This window comes from Streptomyces sp. NPDC001604 (assembly GCF_042893475.1).
Classification (GTDB): domain Bacteria; phylum Actinomycetota; class Actinomycetes; order Streptomycetales; family Streptomycetaceae; genus Streptomyces.
This window is the reverse complement of sequence record NZ_JBIAUY010000012.1, coordinates 197,051-214,532: the sequence shown is the minus strand read 5'-3', so window position 1 is coordinate 214,532 and position 17,482 is coordinate 197,051. Positions and strand designations below refer to the sequence as shown.

At 70.5% G+C, this 17,482-nt stretch carries 17 protein-coding genes and 1 pseudogene; 13 read left to right on the top strand and 5 right to left on the bottom strand.

Translation table 11 applies throughout. The features are described 5' to 3' along the window. Positions 1–89 precede the first annotated feature (89 nt). The 3 genes from ACFY1E_RS29640 (at position 90) to ACFY1E_RS29630 (ending at position 3,214) form a co-directional block, all read left to right on the top strand. A complete protein-coding gene (locus ACFY1E_RS29640) occupies positions 90–1,718 on the top strand; it encodes a serine/threonine-protein kinase (RefSeq protein WP_389080933.1) in 1,629 nt (542 codons plus the stop codon). A gap of 122 nt (positions 1,719–1,840) precedes the next feature. Beyond that, entirely contained in the window at positions 1,841–1,984 is a 144-nt protein-coding gene (locus tag ACFY1E_RS29635; protein ID WP_389080931.1) for a hypothetical protein, read from the top strand. A 120-nt stretch (positions 1,985–2,104) separates the two neighbouring features. After that, positions 2,105–3,214, top strand: coding sequence for a LacI family DNA-binding transcriptional regulator (locus tag ACFY1E_RS29630; RefSeq protein WP_389080929.1), 1,110 nt, complete (start codon positions 2,105–2,107; stop codon positions 3,212–3,214). Positions 3,215–3,338: 124 nt separating this feature from the next. Here ACFY1E_RS29630 and ACFY1E_RS29625 read toward each other — a convergent pair whose 3' ends face one another. Together ACFY1E_RS29625 and ACFY1E_RS29620 are read right to left on the bottom strand one after the other, a co-directional pair. After that, positions 3,339–4,118: a hypothetical protein gene (locus ACFY1E_RS29625; protein ID WP_389080927.1), complete on the bottom strand. Its 780-nt coding sequence runs from the start codon at positions 4,116–4,118 to the stop codon at positions 3,339–3,341. A 107-nt stretch (positions 4,119–4,225) separates the two neighbouring features. Continuing rightward, positions 4,226–4,807: a helix-turn-helix domain-containing protein gene (locus ACFY1E_RS29620; RefSeq protein ID WP_389080925.1), complete on the bottom strand. Its 582-nt coding sequence runs from the start codon at positions 4,805–4,807 to the stop codon at positions 4,226–4,228. Between the two features lie 80 nt (positions 4,808–4,887). Between ACFY1E_RS29620 and ACFY1E_RS29615 the strand changes: the two genes are divergently transcribed. The 5 genes from ACFY1E_RS29615 (at position 4,888) to ACFY1E_RS29595 (ending at position 9,636) form a co-directional block, all read left to right on the top strand. Further along, complete coding sequence (locus tag ACFY1E_RS29615) at positions 4,888–5,829, top strand: NAD(P)/FAD-dependent oxidoreductase (RefSeq protein ID WP_389080923.1); 942 nt, start codon at positions 4,888–4,890, stop codon at positions 5,827–5,829. Positions 5,830–5,880: 51 nt separating this feature from the next. After that, on the top strand, positions 5,881–7,419 hold the full coding sequence (locus ACFY1E_RS29610; protein WP_389080920.1) for an ATP-dependent DNA ligase: 1,539 nt from the start codon (positions 5,881–5,883) through the stop codon (positions 7,417–7,419). Continuing rightward, on the top strand, positions 7,416–7,901 hold the full coding sequence (locus tag ACFY1E_RS29605) for an NUDIX domain-containing protein (protein ID WP_389080918.1): 486 nt from the start codon (positions 7,416–7,418) through the stop codon (positions 7,899–7,901). The genes ACFY1E_RS29610 and ACFY1E_RS29605 overlap by 4 nt, the downstream gene beginning before the upstream one ends. 78 nt (positions 7,902–7,979) lie before the next feature. After that, positions 7,980–9,374 (top strand): NADP-dependent succinic semialdehyde dehydrogenase, encoded by a 1,395-nt coding sequence (locus tag ACFY1E_RS29600; RefSeq protein WP_389080915.1) that lies wholly within the window; start codon positions 7,980–7,982, stop codon positions 9,372–9,374. Between the two features lie 25 nt (positions 9,375–9,399). Continuing rightward, positions 9,400–9,636: a DUF6213 family protein gene (locus ACFY1E_RS29595; RefSeq protein WP_389080913.1), complete on the top strand. Its 237-nt coding sequence runs from the start codon at positions 9,400–9,402 to the stop codon at positions 9,634–9,636. Positions 9,637–9,697: 61 nt separating this feature from the next. Here the strand turns inward: ACFY1E_RS29595 and ACFY1E_RS29590 are convergent, their stop codons facing one another. Next, positions 9,698–10,363 carry a transcriptional regulator gene (locus ACFY1E_RS29590; RefSeq protein ID WP_389080910.1) on the bottom strand — a complete coding sequence of 222 codons (666 nt, stop codon included), beginning with the start codon at positions 10,361–10,363 and terminating at the stop codon, positions 9,698–9,700. 171 nt (positions 10,364–10,534) lie between these two features. Between ACFY1E_RS29590 and ACFY1E_RS29585 the strand changes: the two are divergent. The 3 genes and pseudogenes from ACFY1E_RS29585 to ACFY1E_RS29575 all read left to right on the top strand — a co-directional run. After that, a pseudogene (locus ACFY1E_RS29585) lies at positions 10,535–11,611 on the top strand (type III polyketide synthase); the annotation flags it as partial. Between the two features lie 7 nt (positions 11,612–11,618). Beyond that, positions 11,619–12,833 carry a cytochrome P450 gene (locus ACFY1E_RS29580; protein WP_389080908.1) on the top strand — a complete coding sequence of 405 codons (1,215 nt, stop codon included), beginning with the start codon at positions 11,619–11,621 and terminating at the stop codon, positions 12,831–12,833. 7 nt (positions 12,834–12,840) lie between these two features. Beyond that, on the top strand, positions 12,841–13,362 hold the full coding sequence (locus ACFY1E_RS29575) for a cupin domain-containing protein (protein ID WP_389080906.1): 522 nt from the start codon (positions 12,841–12,843) through the stop codon (positions 13,360–13,362). Between the two features lie 66 nt (positions 13,363–13,428). Here the strand turns inward: ACFY1E_RS29575 and ACFY1E_RS29570 are convergent, their stop codons facing one another. Beyond that, on the bottom strand, positions 13,429–14,658 hold the full coding sequence (locus ACFY1E_RS29570; RefSeq protein ID WP_389080903.1) for an acyl-CoA dehydrogenase family protein: 1,230 nt from the start codon (positions 14,656–14,658) through the stop codon (positions 13,429–13,431). Positions 14,659–14,842: 184 nt separating this feature from the next. Between ACFY1E_RS29570 and ACFY1E_RS29565 the strand changes: the two genes are divergently transcribed. Beyond that, positions 14,843–15,487 (top strand): TetR/AcrR family transcriptional regulator, encoded by a 645-nt coding sequence (locus tag ACFY1E_RS29565; protein WP_115914117.1) that lies wholly within the window; start codon positions 14,843–14,845, stop codon positions 15,485–15,487. Between the two features lie 95 nt (positions 15,488–15,582). On the opposite strand, the gene def is transcribed toward ACFY1E_RS29565, so the two are convergent. Then, positions 15,583–16,122 (bottom strand): peptide deformylase, encoded by a 540-nt coding sequence (gene def, locus ACFY1E_RS29560; RefSeq protein WP_389080900.1) that lies wholly within the window; start codon positions 16,120–16,122, stop codon positions 15,583–15,585. A gap of 113 nt (positions 16,123–16,235) precedes the next feature. Between def and ACFY1E_RS29555 the strand changes: the two genes are divergently transcribed. After that, the gene (locus ACFY1E_RS29555) at positions 16,236–17,474 is read left to right on the top strand and encodes a MurT ligase domain-containing protein (protein ID WP_389080897.1); all 1,239 of its coding nucleotides are present in this window, start codon (positions 16,236–16,238) and stop codon (positions 17,472–17,474) included. The last annotated feature ends 8 nt before the right edge of the window (positions 17,475–17,482 follow it).

Below are 17,482 nucleotides of genomic sequence, written 5' to 3'. Positions count from 1 at the left end.
AGAGCCCTGTCACGGCCCAAGTGGGCCGATACGCTGGAGAACGGCCATGGACCGGGGGCGGGGCTGGGGGCGGGGGCATGGATCCACGGATGCAGCTGTCGGTGGGCGGATACGTCTGCGAGCGTGAGCTGGGCCGGGGCGGGCAAGGGGTGGTGTGGCTCGCCCGGGACCGGGCCGGGCGGCAGGTGGTGGTGAAGTTCCTGCTGCCGGGCAAGGAGTACGACGAGGTCGCGCTCGCCCGCGTACGGCGGGAGTTCGGTGCGGCGAGCCGGGTCGGCGAGCTGGCCACCGCACGGGTCCTCGATGCCGACCTGACCGGGCGGAATCCGTACATCGTGAGCGAGTTCGTGCCGGGCCCCACGCTCCACCAGCATGTGACCGCGGGTGGCCCGCTGTCCTCCGGGCGGCTGCAGTCCGTGGCGCTGGCCGTCGCGCACGCGTTGGCGCAGGTGCACCGGGTGGGTGTCGTGCACCGGGACATCAAGCCGTCCAACATCCTGCTCTCCCCGGACGGGCCGCGGATCATCGACTTCGGTATCGCCCGCGACGACCGGCTGCTCGAGTCGGCGCTCACCACCCCGGGCAGTGTGCTCGGCTCACCCGCGTACATGTCGCCCGAGCAGGTCAGATCGATGCGGGTCAGCGGCGCCACCGATGTGTTCTCCCTCGGCGGCACGCTGTACTTCGCCGCCACGGGGCGGCATCCCTTCGAGGGGGAGAGCGGCTACGAGGTGCTCGTCGCGGTGTGCGAGCGCGACCCGGATCTTTCGGCGGTGCCGGAGCCGGTCCGTTCGGTCATCGCCGACTGTCTGCGCAAGGACCCGGCCGAGCGGCCCACCGCCGCCCAGCTCGTCACCCGGCTCGCAGGGACGGCGGAGGGCGCGCAGTCGCAGTCGCGGACGCCACAGCCGCCGCTGCCGGCGGCCGGAGGCGGGAAGGGCGGCTCCCGCCTGGGCACGAGCGCCAGGCAGCTGCGGCTGTGGGGGTTCGCGGCCGGCAGTGCCGCGGCGGCCGTGCTGCTCGCCGTCGTGCTGAGCACCACCTCCTCGGGGGGAGCCCATGGCTCCAGCTCCCCGTCCTCGCCCGGCAGGCCGAACAGCTCCGCGGGCTCCCCACCCCTCTCGTACACCGACGACCTGACCGATTCGGGCGACTGGACGCACAAGGACCCCGCCCTGGCGAGCATCACACACCAGGGCGGAACCATGCTGGTGGACCCCAGGACCGAGCTGGAGGTGTGGCCGCAGGCGCCCTTCGAGCCGTCGTCGTTCGCGGTACGGCTCAGCACCCAGACGGAGTGGTACGGGGGCGAGGGCGGGGTCGGGCTGTGGTGCAACGGCTCGGGGGACTACCGGAAGGGCTCTCGCTGGGCGACCTACCTGACAACAGGACAGGAGGCCCTGATCGTGCGGGAGTTCCGGTTCAAAGGCGCTTTCCAGCATGACCGGGTCGTCGAGGTCGACCTCGCGGATGCGGGCCTGAAGGTCACGACCCGGCGGCAGGTCGACATGTCGATGACCTGTTCCCCGGCCGGTGCGGGCCGGATCAGGGTCGAGCTCGGCGTGGACGGCACCCGGGTCGCCTCGTACACCGGAGCCGCCTTCGACGCCCGGGGCTGCGGTGTGGCCGCCTTCCACTACAGCGCGACCGACCCGCGGGGCACGGCCTTCCACGCGGGATTCGAGCGCTTCACCGCCTCCGAGCTGTCGGGGAGCTGACGGCCGGCGAGAGCGGTGCCGCCACCGAGCGGCTGATTCCTCGGGCCGCGCGGCGTGTCCGGAGCGGCGCGGCTGCCGGTCCGGAGCAGGGTGGGCGGCACTGCCGTAGCGGAGGAGGAACCGTGAAGCGTCGTGTCGCCGCCGTCCTGACCATCGCCGTCGCCGGGCTGATGCTGTGTGCGGGACCAGCTACGGCTCAGGACGGCCGTGGTGACGTCGAGAGCAACGACTGGAACATCCCGCTCACCAACATCGGCATCCTGTAGAGGTCGGGAGGCGTTCCGGACCCTTGACGCCGCTTCTATGACTACGTAGACGTGACAGCGCTGTCAGCCGATCTGCGAAGGGCATGACGGCGCTCGACCGAACGGCCGCCGGGAGGCACCATGACGCGAGGGACAGGGCGGGGCGCAGGCTCCGCCGCACCGCGCAGCGTGGACGTCGCCCGGCTCGCGGGGGTCTCGCAGAAGACGGTCTTCCGGGTCTTCAACGACGAACCGTACGTCTCGGCAGACGTACGCCGACGGGTGCTCGACGCCGCCGGGCAACTCGGCTACCGGCTCAACAACGCCGCCCGCGCGCTGGCCTCCGGACGCACCCGCTCGATCGGCGTGGTGACGCCGGGCACGGCGCTGTACGGACCTGCCTCGCTGCTCATGGGTGTCGAGAGGATCGTCCGGGACACCGGTTACGCCCTTCGCGTGGTCAATACGATGGAGGGCGACCCGGCGGGCGTCGCTGGTGCCATGGACGCGCTCCTCGATCAGGGCGTGGACGGCATCGTCATCTCGGAACCGATCGACGAGCAGGCCGACGGCAAGGCACCCTCGCTCCGCCTCGGCGTTCCGGTCCTCGTCTTCGGCGCACCGCCGCCCGTCACGGGGCCCACGGCGCTGACCGCGGGTCACGGCGCCGACCTGATGGCCCGGACCGCCACCGAACACCTGCTGGACCTCGGCCATATGACGGTCCATCACCTCGCCGGTCCCCAGCGGTGGTACGCCGCCAGGGACCGGCTGGAGGGATGGCAGGCGGCCCTCACCGCGCAGGACCGGGAGGTGCATCCGGTCGTCAGGGGCGACTGGTCGGCCGCCTCCGGCTACCGGGCGGGACGGGAGCTGGCCGAGGACGGCGGCGTCACCGCTGTCTTCGCCGCCAACGACGACATGGCGATCGGACTGATCCGCGCGCTGACGGAGGCCGGCCGGCGTGTGCCGGAGGACGTCAGCGTCGTCGGCTTCGACGACATCCCGGTCGCCGCCTATGTGACTCCTCCCCTGACCACCGTGCGGCAACCGTTCGACGCGGTGGCCCAGGAGGGGCTCAAGCGCTTGGTGCATGCCATCGAGAACCCGGAGGCAGAGCCCTTGCCGCCGAGTGACCCGCCGGTCGACCTCGTCGTCCGTGCCTCGACCGCGCCGCCACCGCCGAGCCGGAAAACCCCGGCCCGCGGACGGCGCACCGCCTCCCGTGCCGCGAAGAGCCAGCAGGAGTGACCGCCGAGCACGACCCGGCGCCGGTCCTCGCAGGCCGCGGCCCGCACGACGGTGCGCAGATCGCCACGGTCCTGGCCGGCCCCCGGCCCCGTACGACGGCAGCCGGCAGGCGACGGACGCCCCGTCATGAGCCGCAACCGCCGATCCGCTCGCTGCTCAGCGCCACGTCGTCCATGTGCATGTCGTAAGAGGAGGGGGTGGGGTCGGCCTGGTACAGCTGCCAGCCCAGCTTGAGCTTGTCGAAGTGCGGGAAGACGAAGTCGTCCGCCGTGCCGCCGTGTTGCTTCGTCGACACCGTCAACTCGGGCTGCTCCGCGCCGTCCAGGTAGACGGTGACGCGGTTGTCGGTCGCGTCGAGGTGGAATTCGACGCACTGCCAGGTTCCGGCCGTGGCGGGAGCGCAGGTCTTCCAGGCGGTCCAGTCGCCGGTGGGGCCGAGATCGGAGCCCACCCCCCAGAAGTTGCCCTTCGAGCTGGGAACGTACTGGCCGCCCAAGGGCCGTACCAGCGTGGGGACATCGGATCCGGAAGCCTCCGCGATGGTCCAGTGCGCCCAGTCGGGAGCCGTGGGGAGGCGGTCCACACGCAGTCGCAGCCTGGCCCAGAAGCTGTTGCCGACGGGTGCGAGACCGGACAGGGCGAGGAAGGCGCGGCCGTTGCCTTCCGTGTGGAGCCGCAGTTCGTGCCCGTGGCCGGTGGCGCCGGGCTCGACGGTCAGCGAACCGTCGGAGGTATCGGCACTCCAGTCGCGGCCCGCGGTGACCGGCCCGAGGGGAAGACGGTCGAAGTTCTCCCTGAAGAAGGTCTTGTGCGCGGTGGGGGTGGCGGAGGCGGTGGGGGGTATCGCGAGCAGCGTGGCCGATGCGGCCAGCAACGCGGCTGCGATCTTCCTCATGCGTGTCATGGGCTCAGTGTGCAACACCCGTCACAGCAGGCACACAGGCCGGGGCGGACGAGATGAAACGGCCAACCTCCATACGGGTTCGTGGAGTTGACGTATCAGTGTCACCGTCATGACCGCTTCGGCCGGGCCCGCACATGCATCCGCTCCCCTTGCGGCCCGAACAGGCTCAGGAACTCCACCGGCCCCTCTCCCGTCGACCCGAACCAGTGCGGCACGCGGGTGTCGAACTCGGCCGCCTCGCCCGCCGCCATGACGACGTCGTGCTCGCCCAGCACCACCCGCAGCCGACCGGACAGCACGTACAGCCACTCGTAGCCCTCATGTGTGCGCGGTTCGGGCTCCTCGGTGCTTTGCGGCACCAGCACCTTGAAGGCCTGGAGGCCGCCGGGCTGGCGGGTGAGCGGCCAGAAGGTGCGGCCGTGGAGCACCAGGGGCTTGCCGCGTACCCGCGGGTCCCCCGCCGGTGGGGCGCCGACCAGCTCGTCCAGCGGCACCTGGTGCGCCCGCGCGATCGGCAGCAGCAGCTCCAGGCTGGGCCTGCGCAGTCCGGATTCCAGCCGGGACAGCGTGCTGACCGAGATGCCGGTCGCCGCCGACAGTCCGGCGAGCGTGGCACCCCGTTCCTTGCGGATCCGGCGCAGCCGGGGGCCGACCTCCGCGAGGACCTCGTCCGTGGCGTCGTGATTCATGGACGTCATTGCAGTTTCGGCAAACAGGTTTGTCAATGCGGCAGGGGTGGGGCGACCGTCGGTCGTGGAGGTGGTCTTCCATGACCGAGAAGCACAGCGAGCAGTACGAAGTGATCGTCGTCGGAGGGGGCGCGGCCGGACTCTCCGCCGCGCTGGTCCTGGGCCGGGCCCGGCGCCGCACGCTCGTCGTCGACGCGGGCGAACCGCGCAACGCGCCCGCCGCGCATATGCACGGCTATCTGTCGCGGGACGGCATGCCACCCGCCGAGTTCCTGGCGATCGGCCGGGACGAGATCGCACGGTACGGCGTGGAATTCGTCCGCGACCGGGCCGTGGACGTCACGAAGGGCGAGGAATTCGCGGTCGCCCTCGCGAGCGGCCGGACCGTGCGCGCACGGCGCCTCGTGATCGCCACGGGCCTGCGGGACGAACTGCCTGCCGTGCCCGGCGTGGCCGAGCGCTTCGGCCGGGACGTGCTGCACTGCCCGTACTGCCACGGCTGGGAGGTCCGCGACCAGGCCTTCGGCGTACTGGCCACGACCGCGCTGAGCGTCCACCAGGCCCTGATGGTGTCCCAGTGGTCGAAGGACGTGACGCTCTTCCTGCACACCGTCGCCGAGCAGGAACTGTCGGACGACGACCTGCGCAGGCTCGCGGCGGCCGGGGTGAAGAGGGTGCCCGGCGAGGTCGCGGAGCTGGTGGTGGAGGACGACCACCTCTCAGCCGTACGCCTCACGGACGGCACGACACACGCCCGCGAGGTCGTCTTCACGGCACCCCGCGCTGTCCCGCAGACGGACCTGTTGCAGCGGCTCGGCGCCGAACTCCACGAGACACCGTTCGGCGCGTACCCCGTGGTCGACCCGACCGGCCTGACGACCGTCCCCGGCGTCTGGGCGGTCGGCAACGCCATGGGCTTCGCCGAGCAGGTCGTGAACGCGGCGGCGGGCGGCTACCGGGCGGGGGCCTTCATCAACGGTGAGCTGCTGATGACCGACCTCGACGCGGCCGTACCGGCATAGAACCCCCGCCGTCCGGGTGTGGAGCGCCCACCTCCGTTGGAGGATGGCTGCATGCTGCTCGTCCGCCTGGCCCAAGTCTCCCAGGAGGTCGCCGCCACCTCGGCGCGGTCCCGGAAGATCGCTCTGCTCGCCGAGCTGTTCCGGGACGCCGAGGCGGACGACGTGCCGATCGTGATCCCCTATCTGGCAGGACGGCTGCCGCAGGGGCGGCTCGGTGTCGGCTGGAAGGTGCTCAGTCGCCCTGTCGCCCCGGCCGCCGAACCCACGCTCACCGTGCGGGAGGTGGACGCCCTCCTCGGCGAGCTGGGCAAGGTCTCGGGCACCGGCTCGCAGGCCGAACGGGCCCGGCTGGTCGGCGAGTTGATGGGCGCGGCCACCGAGGACGAGCAGCGGTTCCTGCTCGGGCTGCTCACCGGTGAGGTGCGGCAGGGCGCCCTGGACGCCGTCGCCGTCGAGGGCCTGGCACAGGCCACCGGGGCGCCGTCCGCGGACGTACGCCGGGCGGTGATGCTCGCGGGCTCCCTGCAGACGGTGGCGCAGGCGCTGCTCGCCGAGGGCCCGGCGGCCCTGGACCGCTTCCGGCTCACCGTCGGCCGCCCGGTCCTGCCGATGCTGGCGCACAGCGCCTCCTCGGTGGCCGAGGCGGTCGACAAGCTGGGCGCGTGCGCGGTCGAGGAGAAGCTGGACGGCATCCGGGTGCAGGTCCACCGGGACGGCGACAGCGTACGGATCTACACCCGCACCCTCGACGACATCACCGACCGCCTCCCCGAACTCACCACGGCCGCCCTGGAGTTGAAGGTCCGCCGGTTCATCCTGGACGGCGAGGTGATCTCCTTCGGGGCGGACGGGCGGCCCCGGTCCTTCCAGGAGACGGCCGGGCGGGTCGGGTCGCGTGTGGACGTGGCGACGGCCGCCGAGACCGTCCCCGTCTCCCCCGTCTTCTTCGACGCGCTGTCCGTCGACGACCGCGACCTGCTCGACCTGCCCTTCGCCGAGCGGCACGCCGAACTGGCCCGGCTGGTCCCCGAGCCGATGCGGGTACGGCGCGCCCTGGTCTCCAGGCCGCAGGACGTGCGCGCGGCCGAGGACTTCCTCGCCGAGACCCTGGAGCGCGGCCACGAGGGCGTCGTCGTCAAGGCCCTCGACGCCGCCTACAGCGCGGGACGGCGCGGCGCGTCCTGGCTGAAGGTCAAGCCCGTCCACACCCTCGACCTGGTGGTGCTGGCCGCCGAGTGGGGCCACGGCCGGCGCACCGGCAAGCTCTCCAACCTCCACCTCGGAGCCCGCAACGCCGACGGCTCCTTCGCCATGCTCGGCAAGACCTTCAAGGGCATGACCGACGCGATGCTCACCTGGCAGACCGAGCGCCTCCAGGAGCTCGCCACGGGCACCAACGGCTATGTGGTGACCGTACGCCCCGAACTCGTCGTCGAGATCGCCTACGACGGCCTGCAGAAGTCCACCCGCTACCCGGCCGGTGTCACCCTCCGCTTCGCCCGCGTGGTCCGTTACCGCGAGGACAAGCGCCCGGAGGAGGCGGACACGGTCGAGGCGCTGCTCGCGGCGCACCCGGAGGTGAGGCCATGAGCGGCAGGCGCAGCGCAGGCCTGCTGTTGTTCCGGCACACCGGTGACGGTCTGGAGGTCCTGCTCGGCCACATGGGCGGGCCGTTCTTCGCCAAGCGGGACGCAGGAGCGTGGACCGTCCCCAAGGGCGAGTACGAGCCCGAGGAGGAGACCGCCTGGGAGGCGGCCCGGCGCGAGTTCCAGGAGGAGCTGGGTCTTGAGCCGCCCTACGGGGAGGCGGTGGCACTGGGCGAGGTCCGGCAGACGGGCGGCAAGACCGTCACGGCCTGGGCGGTCGAGGCCGACCTGGACCCGGCGACGATCTCCCCCGGCACCTTCCGGATGGAGTGGCCGCCGAGATCCGGGCAGACCCAGGAGTTCCCCGAGCTGGACCGGGTGGAGTGGTTCGGGCTGCAGCGCGCCCGGGATGTGATCGTCAAGGCGCAGGCCGCGTTTCTCGACCGGCTGGCGGAGCACTCGGAGGACTCCGAGCAATCGGATTAACCGCACAGCCGCCCACGCGTTGCGGTCACAGGCAGCGCGCGGGAAGGTCGAATCAAGCCCGCCCCCAGGAGGTCAGCCATGCCCATCGCGACGGTGAACCCGGCGAACGGCGAGACGCTCAAGACATACGAGGCCATGGGCGAGGAGGAGCTCGAGCGCCGGCTCCAGCTCGCGGAGGCGACGTTCCGCACGTACCGGACGACGCCCTTCGCCGAACGCGCCCGCCTCATGCACAGGGCCGCCGGTCTCCTCGACGACATCCAGCAGGACATCGGCCGCGTCATGACCACCGAGATGGGCAAGCCGATCAAGCAGGCGCGCGCGGAGGCCGCCAAGTGCGCCAAGGCGATGCGCTGGTACGCCGACCACGCCGAGGAACTCCTTGCCGACGAGGAACCGTCCGAGTTCGACGTCAAGGACTCGGGTGCCTCCCGTGTCCGGGTCCGCTACCGGCCGCTCGGCCCCGTTCTCGCGGTGATGCCGTGGAACTTCCCGCTGTGGCAGGTGATCCGGTTCGCGGCGCCCGCGCTGATGGCGGGCAACGTGGGCCTGCTCAAGCACGCCTCGAACGTCCCGCAGACCGCCCTGTTCCTGGAGGACCTGTTCCACCAGGCGGGCTACCCGGAGGGCTGCTTCCAGACCCTGCTGATCGGCTCCGGCGCCGTCGACGACATCCTGCGCGACGAACGCGTCAAGGCGGCCACCCTCACCGGCAGCGAACCCGCCGGACGGGCGGTCGCGTCCACCGCCGGGGACATGGTCAAGAAGACGGTGCTCGAGCTGGGCGGCAGCGACCCGTACGTCGTCATGCCGTCCGCCGACCTGGACCGGGCCGCGCAGATCGCGGTCACCGCGCGCGTGCAGAACAACGGGCAGTCGTGCATCGCCGCCAAACGGTTCATCGTGCACACGGACGTCTACGACGCCTTCGCCGAGCGCTTCGTCGAGGGCATGAGGGCACTGAAGGTCGGCGACCCGATGGAGGAGGACACGGACGTCGGGCCCCTCTCCAGCGAGCAGGGGCGCGACGACCTGGAGGAGCTGGTCGAGGACGCGCGGCGGAGCGGGGCCCAGGTGCTGTGCGGCGGCCATCGGCTGCGCCGGCCCGAGCTGCCCGGCTGGTACTACCCGCCGACCGTGCTCACCGGGATCACCCGTGAGATGCGCATCCACCGCGAGGAGGCCTTCGGGCCGGTCGCCACGCTGTACCGCGCGTCCGATCTCGACGAGGCCGTGCTCATCGCCAACGATTCGCCGTTCGGGCTGAGTTCGAACGTATGGACGCGGGACGAGGCGGAGGTGGACCGCTTCGTACGGGACCTGGAGGCGGGCGCCGTGTACGTCAACGGGATGACCGCCTCCCACCCGGCGTTCCCGTTCGGCGGGGTCAAGCGGTCCGGTTACGGGCGTGAGCTGTCCGGGCACGGAATCCGGGAGTTCTGCAACATCACGACGGTTTGGCACGGTGCGTGAGTGCTGCGCGGCTAACATCCCGGTTGTGAACCGCGAAGTGACTCTGCCTCTGATCGTCGATGACCGCGGTGTCTTGCAGGTGGCTGCGGCCGATGTGAGCAAGTTGTTGCGGACGGTGGGCGGACGATGGCTGCACCTTGTCGAGGCCGGGGAGGGCGGGCTCGATGAGGACACGGTTGCGGCGCTGACGATCGAGCTTGCGAAGCTCGCCGATCGGATCGATGTGGCGTGTATTGCTCACAGCAGCGGGACTGCGCCGTAGGGGTTGCGTTTTGACGCCGTCTGCGGGCCGGATGTGGTTGCTCGTGCAGTTCCCCGCGCCCCTAAGAGGCCAGCTGCAGCAACGTTGACCAGAAAAGGGACTCGTAGCTTTGGAGTAGGCGGCCGTAGCCGTGTGCTCGGTCCTCGCTCAGGAACCCCGAGTCCAGGCCCGCCTGGACTGCCTCCGTCGCCCTTCGTTCCAGCTCCGGGGCCGGCTGGGCGAAGAAGTCGAAGAAGGCGCAGGCATCGTCACTGAAGCCGTAATGGACGCGCAGGGACTGGGCAATGGTGGCGCAATAGCCGCCCCACGCCGAGAAGTTGGCGGTGATCGCCAGGACCGCGTCGGTCGGGGAGGCGTTGAGGGCGAGCCAGGCGACGTAGGACGGATAGGCCTGGCAGCCCGGCAGCGGCTCGTAGGCGAGCGTCCTTGGCTCGTCGATGCCGCATGCTCGCGCGAACGGCTGCAGCCGTTCGGCTGCCAGCGCCTCGCCGTCGGCGAGCAGCTCGAAGAACGCGGCGGCCTCCGGTTCTTCCGTGGCCCGTTGGGCCAGATGGAGGAACGCCCGGCGGTCCGCCGGGATCACCCGGTGCTGCTCCAGTGCCAGCGTGGCGAGTGTGTCGCCGGAGGCCTCGCCCCGGGCGATGAGGGGCACGAGCGGGTTGGCCTGCGGGTCCGGGGCGAGCTTCGCGGTGGTCGTCTCCAGCAGTTCCGTGGCCGTACGCGTCATTGCGTCCTCCATGGGATCGGATGCGGGGCTCCTGCTTCGACCTTGGCACGGGGTCCCCGATACGGAGTAGTCCGGCGCGAGATCGTCGCCTCGTCGGGTGATCGTGGGTGAACCACCCCCAGAGGTGAACCCTTTTCGACCCGGGGGCCGAAAGCCTTCCGGACGGCGAAAGCAGGACGGTTCATGGCGACTTTGTGCAGACCCTCGGTGTCCGTCCCAGAGCATGTGATCACGATGGAGGAGACGCTGGAGCTCGCACGCTCCCGCCACGCCGACCATCCACAACTGCCGCTGGCCCTCCGGCTGATCGCGAACACCGGCGTTCGCACCCGGCACATCGTGCAGCCCATCGAAGAGACCCTCAAACATCCCGGTTTCGAGGAGCGCAACAAGGTCTACCAGGCCGAGGCGAAGGCCCGGGTCCCCGCCGTCGTACAGCGGGCGCTCGACGACGCGGAGCTGCTGACCAAGGACATCGACGTGATCATCTACGTGTCGTGCACGGGCTTCATGATGCCCTCGCTCACGGCCTGGCTGATCAACGAGATGGGCTTCGACAGCACCACCCGCCAGATACCCATAGCCCAGCTCGGTTGTGCGGCAGGCGGAGCCGCGATCAACCGGGCGCACGACTTCTGTTCCGCCTATCCCGACGCCAATGCGCTGATCGTGGCCTGCGAGTTCTGCTCGCTCTGCTACCAGCCCACCGACCTGGGCGTCGGATCCCTGCTCTCCAACGGCCTGTTCGGCGACGGGATCGCCGCCGCGGTGGTGCGCGGACGGGGCGGCGAGGGCATCGAGCTGGTGCGCAACGGCTCGTACCTGATCCCCAAGACCGAGGAGTGGATCATGTACGACGTCCGGGCCACCGGATTCCACTTCCTGCTGGACAAGCGGGTGCCGGGCACCATGGAGCCGCTCGCGCCGGCGCTCCAGGAGCTGGCAGGTCTGCACGGCTGGGACGCCTCCGACCTCGACTTCTACATCATTCACGCCGGCGGCCCCCGCATTCTCGACGACCTCAGCAAGTTTCTGCAGGTCGATCCGCACGCGTTCCGGTTCAGCCGGGCCACGCTCACCGAGTACGGCAACATCGCCAGCGCCGTCGTCCTCGACGCGCTGCGCCGGATGTTCGACGAGGGCGGAGCGCAGCACCGGGCGCGCGGGCTGCTGGCCGGGTTCGGGCCCGGCATCACCGCGGAGATGGCGCTGGGCCACTGGCACAGCCCCCACGACAGGACGGCATGAGTACGGCATGACTGAAGAAACCCTCACCGAGACCCTCCCCCCGATCCGGCACTGGCCGGCCCTCGACCTGACCGGCGTCGACTTCGACCCGGTGCTCGCCGAGCTGATGCGTGAGGGCCCCGTCACCCGCATTCAGCTGCCCAACGGCGAGGGCTGGGCCTGGCTGGTCACGCGCTACGACGATGTGCGCATGGTGACCAACGACCCCCGCTTCAGCCGCGAGGCGGTCATGGACCAGCCGGTCACCCGGCTCGCCCCGCACTTCATCCCGCAGCGCGGCGCGGTCGGTTTCCTCGACCCGCCGGACCACACCCGGCTGCGCCGCTCGGTGGCCGCCGCGTTCACGGCGAAGGGCGTGGAACGGGTGCGCGAGCGGTCGCGGCGGCTGCTGGACGAACTCATCGACGAGTTGTTGCAGGACGGACCGCCTGCGGACCTCACCGCGACCGTCCTCAGCCCCTTCCCCATCGCGGTGATCTGCGAGCTGATGGGCGTCCCGGCCGCCGACCGGCACGGCATGCACACCTGGACCCAGCTGATCCTGTCCTCCTCGCACGGCGCCAAGGTCAGCGAGAAGGCCAAGAACGAGATGGGCGCCTACTTCGCCGATCTCATCGGCCTGCGGGAGGGCAGCTCCGGCGAGGACGTGACGTCCCTGCTCGGTGCCGCCGTCGGCCGCGAGGAGATCACCCTGGAGGAGGCCGTGGGTCTTGCCGTGCTCCTGCAGATCGGCGGCGAGGCGGTCACCAACAACAGCGGCCAGATGTTCTACCTCCTGCTGACCCGCCCGGACCTGGCCGAACGGCTGCGTACCGAGCCGGAGATCCGTCCGCAGGCCATCGACGAGCTGCTGCGCTACATCCCCCACCGCAACGCGGTCGGTCTCTCGCGCATCGCGATGCAGGACGTGGAGATCAGAGGTGTACGGATCCGCGCGGGCGACCCGGTCTATGTCTCCTACCTGGCCGCCAACCGCGACCCGGACGTCTTCCCGGACCCGGAGACGATCGACTTCACCCGCGCCCCGAACCCCCATGTGTCGTTCGGCTTCGGCCCGCACTACTGCCCGGGCGGCATGCTGGCCCGACTGGAGTCCCAGCTGCTCGTCGACGCGCTGCTGGACCGGGTTCCGGGCCTGAAGCTCGCCGTACCGCCGGACCAAGTGCCCTTCAAGAAGGGGGCGTTGATCCGCGGTCCCGAAGCACTGCCGGTCACCTGGTGAGCAGCCGGTGACGGCGACGGAGGGGCTGCTGGTACCGCCGGGCCACGGCCGGGTCGTGGAGACGCCGGCCCAGCGCGTGACGTTCAAGGTGACCGGCACGCACTCACGCACGGCGTCCACCTTCGAGGTGGAGGTACCGCCCGGCTTCGACGTGGGCGCCCATGTGCACACGCGCAGCGAGGAGTTGTTCTACGTGCTCGAAGGCGAACTGGACGTCCTCGCCTTCGAGCCACGGGTACGGACACCCGACAACTGGCAGCACTGGGAGTCCGGTTCGGGCAGCCGCGTGGTCCGGGCAACCCCCGGCACGGTCATCGTCGTACCCCCGGGCTGCCCGCACGCGTTCGCCAACCCGACGGACACCCCGGCAAAGATGTTCTTCCAGGCATCCCCGCCCCCGGACCACGAGCGCTACTTCGAGGAACTGCTCGAGATCCTGGGCGGCGGGGGCCCACCGGACCACCAGGCCATCGAGGACCTGCGGCGCCGCTACGACATCGAACAGCTGACGCCGTTGAAACACCGGTGAGGGAAGCGCCCCTATTCGGGCGCGGGGAACGGCGCGACCAGCCCCCACATGCCCGCAGCCCGCGTACTACCGAATAGACATTCCTGAGAGCGTCCTGGCGATGACCAGGCGCTGAATCTCACTCGTCCCCTCAAAGATCGTGTAAATCGCAGCATCCCGATGCATCCGCTCCACGGGGTACTCCCGCGTATAGCCGTTCCCACCGAGAATCTGCACCGCCTGGGCGGTCACCTTCTTCGCCGTCTCGCTCGCGAACAGCTTCGACATCGACCCCTCGGCGGCCGTGAACTGCTTGCCGTTGACGGCCATCCACGAGGCCCGCCACACCAGCAGCCGCGCCGCATCGATCGACGTCCGCATGTCCGCGAGCTGGAAGGCAACACCCTGGTTGTCGATGATCGGCCGCCCGAACTGCTCACGCGTCTTGGCGTAGTCGAGAGCCACCTCGTACGCGGCGCGGGCGGTACCGACCGCCATCGCACCGACCGCCGGACGCGAAGCTTCGAACGTGGCCATGGCGGCGTTCTTCACGCGCTCGCCGTTGCCCGCCTTCGCCCGCTCCCGGGCCCGGGCGAGGCGCTCGTCGAGCTTCTCCTTGCCGCCGAGCAGGCAGGAGCCGGGAACCCGGACGTTCTCCAGGACGACCTCGGCGGTGTGCGAGGCGCGGATGCCGTGCTTCTTGAACTTCTGCCCCTGGGACAGGCCCGGCGTGTTCGGCGGGACGATGAAGGACGCGTGGCCCTTGGAGCCGAGTTCCGGGTCGACGACCGCGACCACGACATGGACGTTGGCGATACCGCCGTTGGTCGCCCAGGTCTTGGTGCCGTTGAGCACCCACTCGTCCTTGGCCTCGTCGTAGACGGCACGCGTACGCATGGAGGCCACGTCGGAACCGGCGTCGGGCTCGGAGGAGCAGAACGCGGCGACCTTGACATCGTTCACATCGCCGTACATCTGCGGGATCCAGGTGCCGATCTGTTCCTCGGTTCCGTTGGCAAGAACGCCCACGGCGGCGAGCCCGGTGCCTACGATCGACAGGGCGATGCCCGCGTCGCCCCAGAACAGCTCCTCCATGGCCATCGGAATGCCCAGGCCGGTGGGGTCGAAGTACTGCTGGGCGTAGAAGTCGAGGGAGTAGATGCCAACCTTCGCGGCCTCCTGGATGACCGGCCAGGGAGTCTCCTCACGCTCGTCCCATTCGGCGGCCGCAGGGCGGATGACATCGGCGGCGAAGCCGTGCAGCCAGTCCCGGACCTCCTTCTGTTCGTCGTTGAGCTCCATGGTGAACTCGGCCATGTCCCCTCCAGCGGCGGCGGTGCTCTTGCATGTTACTAGCGGTAACTCCAGTGTGTTACTCGCGGGTAGGGAAAGTCAACTCCTGATGACGGTCGGGACGGGTCGGCAGCCTGTTCGATGCAGGGGCCATGTTGAGTGTTAGTTTGCGCAGGCGTCACCGAACAAGCACGGGTGGGGAGAGCTCATGGACACCACACAGCGGACCGAGCAGCAGCGGTCCGCCGACCGACGTCGGCGCGAGCTGCTGGAGGCCGCCGACAGGGTGGTGCTGCGCGACGGACCGCAGGCCTCGATGAACGCCATCGCCGCGGAGGCCGGCATCACCAAGCCGATCCTGTACCGGCACTTCGGCGACAAGAGCGGACTGTACGCCGCGCTGGCCAAGCGGCACACCGACGCGCTGCTGAACTCGCTCCGCGCGGCTCTGGACGCCCCGGCGGACCGGCGGGAGCGGGTAGAGGCCACCCTCGACACCTACCTCGCGGCGATCGAGGCACGTCCGCAGGTGTACCGGTTCCTGATGCATCCGGCGGAGGGCAGCCCCGGCGGGGAGCAGGGCTTCGACGTCGGCAAGCATTCGATTCCGCTGCTTCGGCGTATGGGCGAGGAGTTGGCACAGGTCATCGAGGACCGGCTGGATCTCGGGCCCGGGGGGCAGCAGCTGGCTCGGGTGTGGGGGCACGGGATAGTCGGCATGATGCATGCCGCCGGGGACTGGTGGCTGGGGGAACGGCCTTGTTCCCGGGGGGAGTTGGTGCGGAGTCTTGCCGACCTGCTGTGGGGGCGCCTGGCTGCCGCCGGCGACAGGATAGGTGGGCCTGGGTTCTGACGGTTGTGTCCCGTCCTCGGGCCGGTGGGGGTTGATCGCGCCCGCGCGGCGGAGCCGCCGATCGACACCGCCCCGCGCCCCTGGGGAAGCCGAAGTCACCGGCGCCACGACGCTCGCGTCACCTGGCGCATCAAGCGTCGGTGGCGCCATCCGGTCAAGTGGTCCGCGTACACCCTGCCGTCCACGTGGTCGCACTCGTGTTGCAGGCAGCGTGCAAAAAAGCCCGTGCCGTGCACCGTCACCGGCTCTCCCGTCACCGTGACCCCCTCCACCACCGCATGGTCGTAACGCTCCGTCCCCGCCTCCAGCCCCGGCAGGGACAGACAGCCCTCCGGGCCGCGTACGACCACGCCGTCCTTCTCGACGAGTCGGGGGTTCACCACATGGCCCACGTGGCGGACGTCCTCGTCGTCGGGGCAGTCGTACACGAACACGCGCAGAGGTTCACCGATCTGGTTCGCTGCCAGACCGACGCCCTGCGCCGCGTACATCGTCGCGAACAGGTTCTCCACGAGAGCGGCGAGTCCGGGGCCGAAGTCGGTGACCTCCTCGCACGGGGTGTGCAGGACCGGGTCCCCGAGCAGGGTGAGGGGCCGGACGCGCCCTCGGGCGCCCGGAATGGAGCTGTTTCGCATGGCCGTCAGGGTACGGCGGTTCGGGACTGTGAATGGATCTCGATAGGCTGAGGTCCACACCACGTTGCCGTCAGGCAGAGGCGCGGCGCGTACGCAAGGAGGATCGAGAACTCATGGCAGGCAACTCGGACCCGCTCACGCCGCGGGCCAAGCTGGCCGTGACCGCGGGCAAGGCGGTCGCGGCGGCATCGCGCGCCGCGGGGCGCGGGAGCGGTTCGGTGATCGGTGGCCGGGTGGCGCTCAAGCTCGACCCCGACCTCCTCGCGCGGCTCGCCCAGAACCTGGACGTCACGCTGGTCTCGGCGACCAACGGCAAGACCACCACCACCCGGCTGATCGCCGAGGCGCTGCGCGCCGCGGGCCCGGTCGTCTCCAACGCGCTCGGCGCCAACATGCCGGCCGGCATCACCTCGGCCCTCGCGGGCAGCTCGGACGCCCGTTTCGGGGTCATCGAGGTCGACGAGAAGTACCTCGCAGGGGTCGCCCGGGACACCGACCCGAAGTGCATCGCGCTGCTGAACCTCTCTCGCGACCAGCTCGACCGCGCCGCGGAGACCCGCATGCTCGCGGAGAACTGGCGCGAGGGTCTTGCCGGGTCGAAGGCGGTCATCGTCGCCAACGCCGACGACCCGCTGGTCGTGTGGGCCGCGTCCTCCTCCCCCAATGTGATCTGGGTCGCCGCCGGGCAGATGTGGAAGGACGACGCCTGGTCCTGCCCGTCCTGCGGTGGCGTGATGCAGCGCCCGGGCGACGACTGGTTCTGCGGTGAGTGCGGTTTCCGCCGGCCCACGCCGAGCTGGGCGCTCTCCGGGGACCACGTCCTCGACCCGCACGGGTCCGCGTGGCCGATCCACCTCCAGCTGCCCGGGCGTGCCAACAAGGCCAACGCGGCCAGCTCCGCCGCCGTGGCCGCCGTCTTCGGTGTGCCGCCGCAGGTCGCCCTGGAACGCATGTACCAGGTGCAGGCCGTCGCCGGCCGCTACGACGTGGTGCAGTTCCAGCAGCGCGACCTGCGGCTGCTGCTCGCGAAGAACCCGGCGGGCTGGCTCGAAACGTTCAGCCTGATCGATCCTCCGCCCACCCCGGTGATCCTCTCCGTGAACGCGCGCAGCGCCGACGGCACCGACACCTCCTGGCTGTGGGACGTCGACTACACGCGTCTGACCGGCCACCCGATCTGTGTGATCGGCGACCGGAAGCTGGACCTCGCGGTACGTCTGGAGGTCGCGAACCAGCACTTCCAGGTCTGCGACGACCTCGACCAGGCGGTGCAGATGAGCCCGCCGGGGCGGATCGAGGTCATCGCCAACTACACCGCCTTCCAGGACCTGCGCCGCCGCGTCGGCAACTGACCCAGGGG

Coding starts and splice junctions, on each gene's coding strand:
- ACFY1E_RS29640 (WP_389080933.1), top strand. CDS start 90: ATGCAGCTGTCGGTGGGCGGATACGTCTGCGAGCGTGAGCTGGGCCGG.
- ACFY1E_RS29630 (WP_389080929.1), top strand. CDS start 2,105: ATGACGCGAGGGACAGGGCGGGGCGCAGGCTCCGCCGCACCGCGCAGC.
- ACFY1E_RS29625 (WP_389080927.1), bottom strand. CDS start 4,118: ATGACACGCATGAGGAAGATCGCAGCCGCGTTGCTGGCCGCATCGGCC.
- ACFY1E_RS29620 (WP_389080925.1), bottom strand. CDS start 4,807: ATGAATCACGACGCCACGGACGAGGTCCTCGCGGAGGTCGGCCCCCGG.
- ACFY1E_RS29615 (WP_389080923.1), top strand. CDS start 4,888: ATGACCGAGAAGCACAGCGAGCAGTACGAAGTGATCGTCGTCGGAGGG.
- ACFY1E_RS29610 (WP_389080920.1), top strand. CDS start 5,881: ATGCTGCTCGTCCGCCTGGCCCAAGTCTCCCAGGAGGTCGCCGCCACC.
- ACFY1E_RS29605 (WP_389080918.1), top strand. CDS start 7,416: ATGAGCGGCAGGCGCAGCGCAGGCCTGCTGTTGTTCCGGCACACCGGT.
- ACFY1E_RS29600 (WP_389080915.1), top strand. CDS start 7,980: ATGCCCATCGCGACGGTGAACCCGGCGAACGGCGAGACGCTCAAGACA.
- ACFY1E_RS29590 (WP_389080910.1), bottom strand. CDS start 10,363: ATGACGCGTACGGCCACGGAACTGCTGGAGACGACCACCGCGAAGCTC.
- ACFY1E_RS29580 (WP_389080908.1), top strand. CDS start 11,619: ATGACTGAAGAAACCCTCACCGAGACCCTCCCCCCGATCCGGCACTGG.
- ACFY1E_RS29570 (WP_389080903.1), bottom strand. CDS start 14,658: ATGGCCGAGTTCACCATGGAGCTCAACGACGAACAGAAGGAGGTCCGG.
- ACFY1E_RS29565 (WP_115914117.1), top strand. CDS start 14,843: ATGGACACCACACAGCGGACCGAGCAGCAGCGGTCCGCCGACCGACGT.
- def (WP_389080900.1), bottom strand. CDS start 16,122: ATGCGAAACAGCTCCATTCCGGGCGCCCGAGGGCGCGTCCGGCCCCTC.
- ACFY1E_RS29555 (WP_389080897.1), top strand. CDS start 16,236: ATGGCAGGCAACTCGGACCCGCTCACGCCGCGGGCCAAGCTGGCCGTG.